The sequence below is a fragment of the Variovorax sp. Soil_C_26 genome (genome assembly GCF_057657075.1).
Genome location: NZ_JBDGJC010000018.1, coordinates 1 through 12,723, shown reverse-complemented (window position 1 = coordinate 12,723; position 12,723 = coordinate 1). Strand labels below are relative to the sequence as shown.

The 12,723-nt window shown below is 68.4% G+C and carries 12 protein-coding genes; 6 read left to right on the top strand and 6 right to left on the bottom strand.

The window, feature by feature from the left end; translation table 11 throughout:
- Nucleotides 1-29: 29 nt before the first annotated feature.
- The 6 genes from AC3A6G_RS26435 to AC3A6G_RS26410 all read right to left on the bottom strand — a co-directional run bounded on the left by AC3A6G_RS26435 (nucleotide 30) and on the right by AC3A6G_RS26410 (nucleotide 4,273).
- A complete protein-coding gene (locus AC3A6G_RS26435) occupies nucleotides 30-1,316 on the bottom strand; it encodes an arsenic transporter (RefSeq protein WP_487860586.1) in 1,287 nt (428 codons plus the stop codon).
- Between the two features lie 88 nt (nucleotides 1,317-1,404).
- Nucleotides 1,405-1,890, bottom strand: coding sequence for an arsenate reductase ArsC (locus tag AC3A6G_RS26430; protein ID WP_487860587.1), 486 nt, complete (start codon nucleotides 1,888-1,890; stop codon nucleotides 1,405-1,407).
- A 1-nt stretch (nucleotide 1,891) separates the two neighbouring features.
- Nucleotides 1,892-2,386, bottom strand: coding sequence for an arsenate reductase ArsC (locus tag AC3A6G_RS26425; protein WP_487860588.1), 495 nt, complete (start codon nucleotides 2,384-2,386; stop codon nucleotides 1,892-1,894).
- A gap of 46 nt (nucleotides 2,387-2,432) precedes the next feature.
- Nucleotides 2,433-2,900 (bottom strand): ArsI/CadI family heavy metal resistance metalloenzyme, encoded by a 468-nt coding sequence (locus AC3A6G_RS26420; RefSeq protein WP_487874998.1) that lies wholly within the window; start codon nucleotides 2,898-2,900, stop codon nucleotides 2,433-2,435.
- Nucleotides 2,901-2,953: 53 nt separating this feature from the next.
- On the bottom strand, nucleotides 2,954-3,280 hold the full coding sequence (locus tag AC3A6G_RS26415) for an ArsR/SmtB family transcription factor (RefSeq protein WP_487860590.1): 327 nt from the start codon (nucleotides 3,278-3,280) through the stop codon (nucleotides 2,954-2,956).
- 78 nt (nucleotides 3,281-3,358) lie between these two features.
- Nucleotides 3,359-4,273, bottom strand: coding sequence for a LysR family transcriptional regulator (locus tag AC3A6G_RS26410; RefSeq protein WP_487860591.1), 915 nt, complete (start codon nucleotides 4,271-4,273; stop codon nucleotides 3,359-3,361).
- 101 nt (nucleotides 4,274-4,374) lie between these two features.
- Here AC3A6G_RS26410 and AC3A6G_RS26405 point away from each other — a divergent pair, with 101 nt between their 5' ends.
- From AC3A6G_RS26405 to AC3A6G_RS26380, 6 genes are all read left to right on the top strand, one after another.
- Nucleotides 4,375-5,739 (top strand): nucleobase:cation symporter-2 family protein, encoded by a 1,365-nt coding sequence (locus AC3A6G_RS26405; protein WP_487860592.1) that lies wholly within the window; start codon nucleotides 4,375-4,377, stop codon nucleotides 5,737-5,739.
- Nucleotides 5,736-6,242, top strand: a complete 507-nt coding sequence (locus AC3A6G_RS26400; protein WP_487860593.1) for a nucleoside deaminase — start codon at nucleotides 5,736-5,738, stop codon at nucleotides 6,240-6,242. Before AC3A6G_RS26405 ends, AC3A6G_RS26400 begins: the two co-directional genes overlap by 4 nt.
- A gap of 59 nt (nucleotides 6,243-6,301) precedes the next feature.
- Nucleotides 6,302-7,468, top strand: coding sequence for a CaiB/BaiF CoA transferase family protein (locus AC3A6G_RS26395; protein WP_487860594.1), 1,167 nt, complete (start codon nucleotides 6,302-6,304; stop codon nucleotides 7,466-7,468).
- Nucleotides 7,468-8,055, top strand: a complete 588-nt coding sequence (locus AC3A6G_RS26390) for a cysteine dioxygenase family protein (protein ID WP_487860595.1) — start codon at nucleotides 7,468-7,470, stop codon at nucleotides 8,053-8,055. The genes AC3A6G_RS26395 and AC3A6G_RS26390 overlap by 1 nt, the downstream gene beginning before the upstream one ends.
- A complete protein-coding gene (locus tag AC3A6G_RS26385; protein ID WP_487860596.1) occupies nucleotides 8,052-8,813 on the top strand; it encodes an enoyl-CoA hydratase/isomerase family protein in 762 nt (253 codons plus the stop codon). Before AC3A6G_RS26390 ends, AC3A6G_RS26385 begins: the two co-directional genes overlap by 4 nt.
- A gap of 182 nt (nucleotides 8,814-8,995) precedes the next feature.
- A partial coding sequence (locus AC3A6G_RS26380; protein ID WP_487860597.1) for a beta strand repeat-containing protein occupies nucleotides 8,996-12,723 on the top strand: 3,728 nt, incomplete at its 3' end.

Sequence of the window (12,723 nt, the reverse complement as noted above, 5' to 3'; positions counted from 1 at the left end):
AAGCGTGTGTGGAGGGTGACTGGTTTGTTTCAGCCTGCGCTGAGGCGCAGCGCCAGCGCGGCCAGCGTGACGGCGAGCACGGGGATGGTCATCACGATGCCCACCTTGAAATAGTAGCCCCAGGCAATGACCATGCCCTTCTTCGCGAGCACATGCAGCCAGAGCAGCGTGGCCAGGCTGCCGATCGGCGTGATCTTCGGGCCCAGGTCGCAGCCGATCACATTGGCGTAGATCATCGCTTCCTTCACGATACCGCTCGCGTTCGAGGCATCGATGGAGAGTGCACCAATCAGCACCGTCGGCATGTTGTTCATCACCGACGACAGCGCCGCCGTGAGGAACCCGGTGCCCATCGCCGCACCCCAGACGCCACTTTGCGCAAAGACGTCCAGCAGCGAGGCGATCTGACCGGTCAACCCGGCGTTGCGCAGACCGTAGACCACCAGGTACATGCCCAGCGAGAAGATCACGATCTGCCAGGGCGCGCCATGCAGCACCTTGCGCGTGCTGATGACGTGCCCGCGCGCCGCGACGGCGAGCAGGATGGCCGCGCCCACGGCTGCCACCGCGCTGACCGGCACACCCAGGGGTTCGAGGCCGAAGAAGCCGATGAGCAGGAGCACCAGAACGATCCATCCGGCCCGGAAGGTGGCGGGGTCGCGGATCGCCTCCACCGGGGCCTTGAGCTGCCTCACGTCGTAGTTCGCCGGAATGCCACGGCGGAAGTAGAGCATCAGCACCAGCAGGCTGGCCGCCACGGCCGCGAGGTTCACCGGGATCATCACGGCGGCGTACTCGTTGAAGCCGATCTTGAAGAAGTCGGCCGAGACGATGTTCACCAGGTTCGAGACGATCAGCGGCAAGCTGGCCGTGTCGGCGATGAAGCCGGCTGCCATCACGAAGGCCAGCGTGGCCGCCGGCGTGAAGCCGAGTGCGACGAGCATCGCCATCACGATCGGCGTGAGGATCAGCGCCGCGCCGTCGTTCGCGAAGAGCGCCGAAACCGCGGCACCCAGCAGCACGATGAAGGCGAACAGCAGCCGGCCGCGCCCGTTGCCCCAGCGCGCCACGTGCAGCGCGGCCCATTCGAAGAAGCCGGCTTCGTCGAGCAGCAGGCTGATGATGATGACGGCCACGAAGGTTGCGGTGGCGTTCCAGACGATGCCCCAGACGACCGGGATGTCGGCGAGTTGCACGACGCCGAAGAGCAGCGCGATCACGGCGCCGAGCGAAGCGCTCCACCCAATGCCGAGGCCGCGCGGCTGCCAGATGACCAGCACGAGGGTGAAGATGAAGATCAGGATGGCCGCGAGCATTGGAGAGTTCTTCTTGGTTGGAATTGGCGATGCACGAGCAGGCACTGCCGGCCCGCTGCATGAGGTCGGAAGATCGAGCCGTTGTGGATCAGATGGCTTCGAGGGTTGCGCGCAGCTGCGTGTCGTCCAACGTATCGAAGGGCACCTGCACCAGCTTGCGCATCCGTTCGCCGATGGCCTGGCGGGTGGATTCGAACGCCTCCCGCTTCTCGTCCGCGTTCGTCCCGGCATTGGAAGGATCGGGGTACCCCCAATGAATCTTCACGGGCGAGCCGGGCCAATAGGGGCAGGTTTCCTGCGCCGCGCTATCACAGACAGTGATGACCACCCGCATGGTGGGCGCACCGGCCTCTGTGAACTCGTCCCAGCTCTTGCTGCGGCAGCTCGACGTGTCGATGCCCGCGTTCTGAAGCACCTCGATCGCCATCGGATTGATGCGGCCGCTGGGCGCGCTGCCGGCGCTGTAGGCCCGCGCGTCGACACCCAGTTCTTGCGCCCAGTGATTGAGCATGCCCTCCGCCAGCACGCTGCGCGCCGAGTTGTGCGTGCAGAGGATCAGGATATTCGTCGTCATGTCAGCGGGTTCCGATGTCGCGCACTTCACGCTGAATGGCCAGGGTCTCGAGCTTGGCGAGCGGCAACGAGAGCAGAAATTCGATCCGGCGTTTCAACGTGACGGCGGCGTCCATGAAGGCGCGATGCTTGACCTCGTCCGAGCCATCGACCGCCGCGGGATCCGGAAGACCCCAATGGGCGCTGATGGGTTGCCCCGGCCAGATCGGGCAGACCTCACCGGCTGCCTGGTCGCAGACGGTGATCACAAAGTCCATCTGAGGCGCATCGTCCTTGGCGTATTCGCCCCAGCTCTTGCTTCGGTAGCCGGTGTCGCGATAGCGCAGCTGACGCAACGTGGCCAGTGCCAATGGATGTACGGCGCCCTTGGGATGGCTGCCGGCCGAGTAGGCGGCAAATCGATCGGAGCTCAACTGCTCGAGGATGCCCTCGGCCAGGATCGAACGTGCGGAGTTGCCCGTGCAGATGAACAGGACGTTGTGTTTTCGGTCGGTCATGATGAGTGGATTGCAGGTTGATGGATGCACAGGCGCCGGCTGAGCGTCACCGGGTGCAGCAAGCGCTTTTCGAGAGACCCAGCTGTTCGGCCGCCTTCGAGGCCACGCCTTGAACCTGCTGGCTGACCTGGTCGCGGCCCTGGCCGAAGATCCTGGAGGCATCCATCGTTCGGTAGTGCTCCCATGCCACGCCCTGCAGATCGGTGACCCAGTGCTTCTCGCTCTTGGCATAGCAGCAGACCGTCGCCCCCTCATCGAAAAGTGCACGGTCGGCCGCCTGGGCGCGGACCTTGAGTTCGGCGAGCTCGCTCGCGTCTTCGGCCTGAATGCCGAGATGGTCGATCCCCGTGCCGTGGCCCCTCGTGGAAATCGCGAAGTTGACCCTGGGGTCCTCCAGCATCCACTTGGCATAGTCCTGCTCGACGCGCGCAGGTTCCGCCGCAAAAAGGTTGGAATAGAACGCGATGCTCTTGCTCAGGTCATCGACATGCAGGTGAACGTGGAAACGCTTCATGATGGCTCTCCTAGGTGGACGTTGACGGGGCGGCAAGATGAAGTGCGCGAGCGTCAGCAGGCACACGAAGCGTCGACCTGCTCCGTGGCGCATGCCTGCCCTTGGCAGCAGTTCTCGGTGAGGTACGCCAACAGCGCATTCATCTGATCGAACGACGCCCGATAGATGAGATGCCGCCCCTGCCGCTCTTGCGAAACGAGGCCGGCGTTCGTGAGCTCCTTGAGGTGAAACGACAGGCTCGTTGCCGGAATGTCCAGGGCTTCCGTGAGCGTGCCTGGCGTCATGCCCTCGGGGCCGGCGACTACCAAGGCGCGAAACACGCGAAGGCGCACCGGTTGCGCAAGTGCGGCCAAGGAACGTACGACTGTATTTTCTTCCATTATTCAATTATCATCGAACTATTGAAATCAAGCAAGCGGACAAGCGTTCGAACAACGGCAGCTTCTCCGAAGGCGCGCTCAGAACGTCGTCGGGTGGCCGGCGCTGTCGGTCTCCGAGACCTTGAACCGCGCCAGCTCATCGCGCAGCCAGCCCTCGGCCCTGCCGAGCGGGCGCGACCTGTTCCACAGCAGGTCGACGCCGACCAGCCAGTCGGTGTGCGGATAGGCCTGCAGGCGCAGCTCCACCAAGTCGCCGCTCTCGAGCTCGCGCAGCACCAGCTGACGGGGCAGCGTGGCCCAGCCGAGGCCGGCACGCGTCATCTCGAGCAGCGCCAGGTGGCTCTCGGCGCGCCAGCGCCGCGTCGACGCCAGGTATTCGCTGCTGGGCAGTCGATCGCCGTGGGCGCTGAAGACCAGGCGCCGGTGCCGATGCAGTTCGGTGAAGCTCACGCTGGCGAGCCGGGCGAGGGGATGGTCGCGTGCGGCCACGTGCGACATCACGAGCTTGCCCATCTGCACGAAGCCCAGCTCGCGCGGATAGTCGGGCTGCGAGAACGCCAGCCCGAGGTGCGCAGTGCCTTGCAGGACCAGCGCGCTGACGTCGCCTTCGAGCGGATGGCGCACGTCGATGTCCACCAGCGGGAACCGCTCCGCGAAAGCCGCGAGCGGGGGCACCACGGCCTTGTAGGGCACCTCGATCGCCAGCGTGAGCCGCGGCTCGACGGCTTCGCCGAGGCTGCGCGCGTGGCGGTCGAGCTCCAGGCAGCGGTCCAGCACCTCCGATGTTTCGCGAAGGAGGCGCTGGCCGGCTTCGGTCAGCGTCGGGACCTTGGTGCCGCGGTCGAACAGCACCACGCCGAAGTCGACCTCGAGGTTGCCGATCGCCGCGCTCACCGACGACTGGGTGCGGCCCAGCCGGCGCGCTGCGGCAGAGAACGAGCCGGCCTCGGCGATGGCCGCGAACACTTCGAGCTGGTCGAGGGAATAACGCATGGCGGGATTGTTCCATCGAAGAAGCCGATGGTTATCAGTTTGGACTTGGCGGATAGCGCCCCGAAGATCGCGACGCCAGAAAAACCAAGGAGACGCGTTCGATGGAGACTTCTTCCCCAGTGGCCGTTCACCCGGTCGACCAGATCCTCCCCGTCCGGCAAATGGCCGGCTACGGGCTGCAGCACGTGCTGGTGCTCTATGCGGGGGCGGTCGCGGTGCCGCTCATCCTCGGCAGCGCGCTTGGCCTTTCGGCTTCGCAGGTCGTGCTGCTGATCAATGCCAACCTGCTGACCTCCGGCGTCGCGACGCTGATCCAGACGATCGGGTTCAGGCGCTTCGGCGCCCGCTTGCCGCTGGTGCAGGCCTGCTCGTTCATCGCGCTCGCGCCGATGATCATGATCGGCAAGGAATACGGCCTGCCGGCCGTCTTCGGCGCCGTGATTGCGGGTGGTGCCGTCACCGTGCTGCTCGCGCCGGCGATCAGCCGGCTGCTGCGGTTCTTTCCGCCGGTGGTGATCGGCAGCCTCATCACCGTGATCGGCATCACGCTGATGCCCGCTGCGGCGATCTGGCTTGGCGGCGGCAACCCGGACGCGAGCGATTTCGGCAGCGCCGCTAACCTGGGCCTTGGGCTCGCGACGGTGGCGATCACGCTCTTCGTCTATGCGCGCTTCGGCGGCTACGTCGGCAATCTGGCGGTACTGATCGGCCTGGCCGGTGGCACTGCGCTGGCCGCGGCCTTCGGGCTCACGAGCTTCGCGCCGGTGGCGCAGGCGGCCTGGTTCGAGATCAGCGCGCCCTTTGCATTCGGTGCGCCCACTTTCGGCCTGGTGCCGACGTTGATCATGACGCTCGCGATGCTGGTGATCATGGCCGAGACCACGGGCAACTGCCTTGCGATCGGGCAGATCGTCGGGCGCCCCGCCACCCAGACCACGCTGGGCGATGCCTTTCGCGCCGACGGGCTGTCGACCATGATCGGCGGCATCTTCAACAGCTTTCCTTACAACGCCTTCACGCAGAACACCGGGCTGATCGCGCTGTCGGGCATCAAGAGCCGCTACGTGGTGGCGACCGCAGGGCTGATCATGGTCCTGATGGGGCTGTTCCCGAAGCTCGGCGCGCTCATCGCCTCGGTGCCGCGGCCGGTCCTCGGTGGCTGTGCGATCGTGATGTTCGGCATGACGACGGTCGCCGGCATCCAGGAGCTCGCGCGCGTGCGCTTCGAGGGAACACGCAACGCGATCGTGGTTGCGGTGTCGGTCAGCATCGGCGTGCTGCCGATGTCCTTTCCGGCGCTCTTCGCGCAGGCCAGCGGGCCCGCAAGGCTGGTGCTCGAGAGCGGCATCTTCCTTTGCGCGATCACGGCCGTGCTGCTCAACCTGCTCTTGAACCGCGGCCGCGACGCACACGCGGCATCATCCACTTCCGCATCCACTTCTCCCTTGCATACACCGACACCATGACCACGCCCGCCCCATCCATCCTTCAGCCGCGCGAACTCGAACTGCTGCGCCAGGCCATCGCCCTGTCGGAAGAATCGAAAGCGCAGGGCCGGCATCCCTTCGCGGCGCTGGTCGCCGACGAAAACGGCAACGTCGTCGCCGAGGCGGGCAACAACTCGATGCCGCCCGAAGGCGATCCGACCCAACATGCCGAACTGGTGGCGGCGGCGCGGGCCGCACGGAAGCTCACGCCCGAGCAGCTGCTGCGCTGCACCCTCTACACCAGCGCCGAACCCTGCTGCATGTGCGCGGGCGCGGTCTACTGGACCGGCATCGGCCGTGTGGTCTATGCGCTGTCGGAGCACACGCTGCTCGGGCTCACCGGCGATCATCCGGAGAACCCGACCTTCTCGCTGCCCTGCCGCGAAGTCTTCGCACGCGGCCAGCGCCGCGTCGAGGTGCTGGGGCCGCTGCTGGAAGACGAGGCTGCGGCGCCGCACCGCGGGTTCTGGCAGCAGGGCTGACGCGCCACGGGGCGGTGCGGTAAAACGGCACCTTTCCCTGACCCGGCGTCGCCCATTCCATGACTTTCCCCGTGCCATCCCCATTGCCCTTGTCCGGCGTTCGCGTCGTCGAGTTCTGTTCCACCGCCTCGGGCCCGTTCTCGACCATGCTGCTGTCCGACATGGGCGCGGACGTCGTCAAGGTCGAGCCGCCCGCGGGCGACGGCCTGCGCCAGTGGCCGCCGCTGAACGAGGGCTACAGCGAGAATTTCGCGGCGCTCAACCGCAACAAGCGTTCGGTGGCGCTCGACCTGAAGACACCGGCCGACCTGGCGCTGGCGCGCAAGCTCGTGCTCGAGGCCGACGTGCTGGTCGAGAACAACCGGCCCGGCGTGATGGACCGGCTGGGCCTGGGCTATGCGAGCTTCGCGGAGAGCCGGCCGCAGCTGCTGTACTGCTCGATCTCCGCCTACGGCCAGAGCGGCCCGCGCTCGGGGGAGGGTGGCTTCGACCTCACGGTTCAGGCCGCGGCCGGCGTGATGAGCGTTACCGGCGAGCCCGACGGTGCCCCGGTCAAGTGCGGCGTGCCGCTTTCGGACTTCGCCTCCGGCCTGTATGCCGCCTTCGCCATTGCCGCAGCCCTGGCGAACGTGCGCGCAGGCGGGCAGGGCGCGCACATCGACGTGCCAATGTTCGGCTGCACGCTGGGCATTGCGGCGCTGCAGACCAGCGAGTACTTCGGCAATGGCCGCAGTCCGGTGAAGCTGGGCTCGGCGCATCCGCGCAACGCGCCATACCAGGCGTTCCAGGCGGACGACGGCTTTTTTGCGATCGCGGCCGGCAACCACAAGCTCTGGCTCGAGGTCTGCCGCGTGGTCGGCATGCCCGAACTGGCGTCCGACCCGCGCTTCGTCAGCACCACCGACCGGGCGCGCAACCAGGGCACGCTCAAGGACATCCTGGAGGCCGTGTTCACGCAGCGGCCGGTGGCCCACTGGATCGATGCGTTCCATGCCGCGGGCGTGCCGCACGCGCGCATCAACGACTACGCCGCCGCGTTGGCCGATCCGCAGACCGCACACATGGAATGGGTGCAGCCGCTGACGCTCCCCAATGGCCGCCAGACGCAAACCTTCGCCTCGCCGATACGCTTCAACGGCAAGGGCTTTCCGATCCGGCGAACGCCGCCCGCGCTCGGCGAGCACACAGCCGAGATCCGCCAGCGCTTTGCGCAGGGAGACGCCTGATGGCCGCCCGGCTCCTCGAATTCGTCGCCGCGATGACGCGGCTCGTCAACGAAGGTCCGCGCAGCGAGGCACAGATGCTGGAACGCGCGGCACCGTTGATGCGTGCGCTCGTCGCCGAGGACGACTGGCTGCCCGAGCCAATGACGGCAAGCCATCCGCAGTACTACCAGCAGCACCTGCTGTATGGCGATCCGCTCGACCGCTTCTCGCTCGTGAGCTTCGTCTGGGGGCCGGGTCAGAAGACGCCGGTGCACGACCACACCGTGTGGGGAATCATCGGCATGCTGCGCGGCGCGGAGTGCGGCCAGCGCTACGCGCCAGGTGCCGAGGGCCGGCTGGTCGCGCAGGGCGACGAGGTCACGCTGCGCCCGGGCGAGCTCGACATCGTCTCGCCCGACCTCGGCGACATCCATGTGGTGCGCAACGCATTCGCCGACCGCGTGTCCATCAGCATCCACCTGTACGGCGGCAACATCGGGCGCATCGAGCGGCATGTGTTCGTGCCGGAAGCGGGCGAGCGCAAGAACTTCGTGTCCGGCTACTCGAATGCGTTGACGCCCAACCTCTGGGCACGGGAGCAGTCATGACGAGCGCCCCGCGACAGCTGCGCATCGATCAGCGCGAGGACGTGATGCACGTGGTGATGGCGCGTGCGGGCAAGGGCAACGCGCTGTCGGCCGAACTCGTGGCCGAACTGACGCAGGCCGTCGACGTGGCGCGCGAGGCGAATGTGCGCCTCTTCGTGCTGTCGGGCGAAGGGCGGCATTTCTGCACCGGCTTCGATCTCTCCGGGCTCGACGCCGAAACGGACGACAGCCTGCTGGCCCGCTTCACCCGCGTGGAGCTCCTGCTGCAGGCCCTGCATGCGGCACCGTTCACCACGCTCGCGGTCGCCCACGGCCGCACGATCGGCGCGGGTGCCGACATCTTCTGCGCCTGCGCCGAGCGTTGGGCCGTCGGCGACACCAGTTTCGCCTTCCCGGGCGCAGCCTTCGGGCTTGTGCTGGGCACGGCACGGCTTGCCGATACCGTGGGCGCTACCTGCACCCGCGCCTGGGTCGAGGGCGGCATGTCGATCGACGACGGCGCCGCGTTCGAAGCCGGCCTGGTCACGCGCCGGCTGGCGCCCGAAGCGCTCGACGAAGCGCTGGCGCAGCTGGCGGCCCGCTCACGCCGGCTCGACGCGCCCACCCAGCGCGGCGTCCAAGAGGCGATCGACGTCGCCCGCCGCCCGCGCGGCGACGCTGGCGATGCCGAGGACCTGGTGCGCCTTGTGCGCTCGGCCGCACGGCCCGGCCTGCGCGACCGCATCGCCGCCTACCGGGCGGGACACAAGCGCGGCTGAGGGCCGCGGCGTTACGTCACGGTACCCGTCGGCGTTACGTAACACGCAACGCCAGGCTGGTAGACGGCCGGCCCGGTCTGGCCAATCTTCCACGATGTTCGGCGGAGATAACGTCTTTTGCGCGCGCCCTCCGCGGCCAGTGCACCTGCGCAGGTTCGGCACACATGTTGCGCCTCGTGTGAATGAACATCGCTTTCACCACCGTCTGGAACGCCGCACTCGGCGCTTGGGTTGCAGCTTCGGAACTCGCGCGCGTGCGCGGAAAACGTAGCAGCAGTAGCACCCGCTCGCGCGTCGGCCGTGCAGTGGGCATGGCCGGACCGTTGCTCGCGGCCGCGGGCTTCGCCATGACGGCACCCGCCTGGGCCGCATGCACGTTGACCGGCTCCACGCTCGATTGCACCGGTTCCAACCCCGGCTGGCGGGGCGTGGCCGACGGCGGGATCATCAACAACAGCGGCACCATCGGCACCTTCAACGACGGCACATGGGGTGTCTACGTCGGCGGCAACGTCACGGTCAACAACACCGGCACGGTCACCGGTACGTCGGGCGTGGTGGCCGGAGGCAATGCGGTAATCAACAACAACGGCGGCTCGATCGTTGCCAGCGATCGCGCGATCCAGGTCACCGGTGGACCGGTCACGCTGACCAACTCGAACGGCGGCGTGATCGAAGGCCTGGCCGGCGCCCTGCTGTACGGCGGCGGCACGATCGTGAATGCCGGCAACAGCCGCATCACCAGCACGGGCAACTACCTCGGGCTCGGCTTCGGAGGCGGCAGTGCAAACATCACCAATACCTTCGGCTCCACCATCGAGGGCCAATACAGCATCTACGGCCAAGCCACGTCGCTCACGATCGACAACGGGGGTCTGCTGCGAGGCCACATCGCCCTCGACCACGGTCTTGTGCAGCGCGTCACGCTTCGTACCGGCAGCCGGATCGTCGGCAACCTCAGCATCGGCGCCATGGCGGGGTCGACGCTGACGTTGGCGGGCGCGGGCACCCAGGTCTATTCACAGGCCGCGTCGGGGATCACCGACTTCGGCGGCGACCTGATCAAGGTCGACAGCGGCGACTGGTTGATCGACCGGTCGATCGGGCCCCGGACCGCTTCGATCGAGGCAGGTGCGCTGGGCTTCGGCGCCGGCGGTACGTTCGGCGGCAATGCCGCGGTGAGCCTGGCCGCAGGCTCGCAGCTCTACACGGTGACGGGCGCCACGCCGCTCATCGGCAACCTCCAGGGCGCGGCGGGCAGCACGGTGTCGCTGGGCGCCGGCTCCGCACTGCGCCTCAACGACAACCTCGATTCCAACGTCGCCAGCGACATCAGCGGCTCGGGCACGCTGATCAAGTTCGGCACGGGCCTGCTGGCGCTGAGCGGCAACAACAGCGGTTTCACGGGCGGCATCACGGCCTATGGGGGCACGCTGCAACTGACGGGCGCAGCGGCGCTGGGCGGCGCGGCGCTGGGCATCGGCGGACCGGTCACGCTCACCAGCGCGGCTCCCGCGTTGTCGCTGAACGCGGTGGACCTGTTCGCGGGCGGCGGCACGCTGGCGGTGCAGGCGCCCGGCAGCGTCACCTTCAACGGCCTGGTGTCCGGCGCGGGCGCGCTGGACCTGCGCGCAGTCGGCGGCGCGGTGTCACTGCTGGGCAACAACAGCTACGGCGGCGGCACGCGCCTGGGGGCCAACTCGGTGCTGGTCGGCAGCGACACCGCGCTGGGCGCCGGCACGGTGTCCATCGAAGGCAACGTGGCCCTGTCGGGCAACGCACCCCGTGCGCTGGCCAATGCCTTCTCGATCGACGCGGGCCGCACGCTCACGGTCACCGGCCCGGCGATGTCGATCGGCGGCACGGTGTCGGGCGACGGCGCCATCGTGAAGGTCGGCGGGAGCGAACTGGTGCTGGGCGGCGCCAACACCTACGCGGGCGGCACGCTCGTGGCGCAAGGCACGCTGCGCATCGCCAATGCGTCGGGCAGCGCCACCGGCCTGGGCGCCGTCACCGTGGGCAAGGGTGCCACCCTGGCCGGCAGCGGCGCCATGGCCGGCCCGGTGGTGGTGAATGCGGGCGGACGCCTGTCGGTGGGCGCGAGCGTGGGCACGATGAACACCGGAGCGCTGACGCTCGCGGCGGGCTCGTCGCTCGACATGGAACTCGGCCAGGCCGGTGTGGTCGGCGGCGCTTTCAACGACCTGCTGAACGTCAACGGCGACCTCGCGCTCGGCGGCACGCTCAACGTGAGCCAGTCGGCCGGCGGCAATTTCGGCGCGGGCCTTTACCGGCTCATCAACTACACCGGTGCACTCACCGCCAATGCGATGACCATCGGCAGCGCGCCCACGCCGCCGGGCTACCTCGCGCTGCAGACCAGCGTCGCGAACCAGATCAACCTGGTCAACACCGGCGGCCTCGCGCTCAACATGTGGGACGGCGCCAACCCTGCCAACTTCAATGACGGCAAGATCGCCGGCGGCGCGGGCACCTGGCGCGCGGGCAGCCCCGGCGACAACTGGACCGACGTGAACGGGGTGGTGAACGCAGGCTGGGTCCAGGACGGCTTCGCGATCTTCGGCGGCACGGGCGGCGCCGTCACGGTGGACAACAAGGGCACCGATGGCGCGGTGCGCATCGGCGGCGCGCAGTTCGCGGTCGACGGCTACAGCATCGACGGCGATGCGTTGACGATCAGCGCACCGTTGGGCGTGGTTCGCGTAGGCGACGGCTCGGCGGCCAGCGCGGGCATGACCGCGAGCATTGGCGCGGCGATCGGCGGCGCGGGCGGCCTCGTGAAGGAAGACGGCGGCACGCTGGTGCTGGGCGGCGCGAACACCTACGCGGGGGGCACCACGGTCAAGGGCGGCATCCTGCAGATCTCGGCGGACCACAACCTGGGCGTGGCCGGCACCGGGCTGGCGTTCGACGGGGGCACGCTGCGCGTGGCCACCGGGGTCAGCACGGTGGCCTCCACGCGCGCCATCACGCTGGGCGCGGGCGGCGGGACCTTCGAGATGGCGAGCGGCAGTTTCGACGCGAACGGGTCCATCGGCGGTGTCGGCGGCCTCACGGTCAGGGGCGCGGGCGGGGTGGGTGGTGCGCTGGTGCTGAATGCCGCGAACACCTACGACGGTGGCACGCTGCTGCGGGACGGAGGCTCGATCATCGCCAACGCGGACGGCGCCTTCGGCAGCGGCGACGTGCGGCAGGAAACCGATGGCACGCAGGTGGCGATCACGGGTTCGGCGAACGCCGGCAGCACCCACTTCACCGTGGGGCGTGCAGGCAGCGCCGACAGCGCGAACACGCTCGGGTTCGCGCAGACGGCCTCGGCCGGCGCGGCCCGCATCGACCTCCATGGCCAGGGTTTCTTCGGCGGCACCCTCAATGGCGTGGTGTTCGGCGATGCCAGCACCGCGGGCAGCGCGACCATCGACAACCAGGGCGGGACGGTCGTCTTCACCGACACGGCCAGCGCAGGCAACGCGGCCATAACGGTCGGTGCCAACAGCCTCCTGGGCTTCGCGTTCGATGCCTCCGCAGGCACGGCCAAGGTCCACAACCAGGCCGGCGGCGTGGTGTACTTCGCGGGCAATGGGTCCGCGGGCACGGCGACGATCACCAACGCGAGTAGCGGCAAGGTCGACGTGTCGGGCATCACGGCGCCGGCAGGCCTTTCGATCGGCTCGCTCGCGGGCGACGGCGCGGTGGTGCTTGGCGCCACGCAGTTGGCGCTGGGCGGCTTGAATGCCAACGACGCGATCTCGGGCGCCATCTCCGACACGGGCAGCCTCTTCCCGCAGCCCGGCACGGGCACCGGCGGCTCGATCGTCAAGGTGGGCAGCGGCACGCTCACGCTCACGGGCGCCAACAGCTACACCGGCGGCACCACCGTGGCGGCCGG

Excerpts from the sequence above, each read along its gene's own strand:
- AC3A6G_RS26405 (WP_487860592.1), top strand. The coding sequence starts at position 4,375 with ATGGAGACTTCTTCCCCAGTGGCCGTTCACCCGGTCGACCAGATCCTC.
- AC3A6G_RS26430 (WP_487860587.1), bottom strand. The coding sequence starts at position 1,890 with ATGACGACGAATATCCTGATCCTCTGCACGCACAACTCGGCGCGCAGC.
- AC3A6G_RS26420 (WP_487874998.1), bottom strand. The coding sequence starts at position 2,900 with ATGAAGCGTTTCCACGTTCACCTGCATGTCGATGACCTGAGCAAGAGC.
- AC3A6G_RS26385 (WP_487860596.1), top strand. The coding sequence starts at position 8,052 with ATGACGAGCGCCCCGCGACAGCTGCGCATCGATCAGCGCGAGGACGTG.
- AC3A6G_RS26415 (WP_487860590.1), bottom strand. The coding sequence starts at position 3,280 with ATGGAAGAAAATACAGTCGTACGTTCCTTGGCCGCACTTGCGCAACCG.
- AC3A6G_RS26395 (WP_487860594.1), top strand. The coding sequence starts at position 6,302 with ATGACTTTCCCCGTGCCATCCCCATTGCCCTTGTCCGGCGTTCGCGTC.
- AC3A6G_RS26425 (WP_487860588.1), bottom strand. The coding sequence starts at position 2,386 with ATGACCGACCGAAAACACAACGTCCTGTTCATCTGCACGGGCAACTCC.
- AC3A6G_RS26400 (WP_487860593.1), top strand. The coding sequence starts at position 5,736 with ATGACCACGCCCGCCCCATCCATCCTTCAGCCGCGCGAACTCGAACTG.
- AC3A6G_RS26410 (WP_487860591.1), bottom strand. The coding sequence starts at position 4,273 with ATGCGTTATTCCCTCGACCAGCTCGAAGTGTTCGCGGCCATCGCCGAG.
- AC3A6G_RS26435 (WP_487860586.1), bottom strand. The coding sequence starts at position 1,316 with ATGCTCGCGGCCATCCTGATCTTCATCTTCACCCTCGTGCTGGTCATC.
- AC3A6G_RS26390 (WP_487860595.1), top strand. The coding sequence starts at position 7,468 with ATGGCCGCCCGGCTCCTCGAATTCGTCGCCGCGATGACGCGGCTCGTC.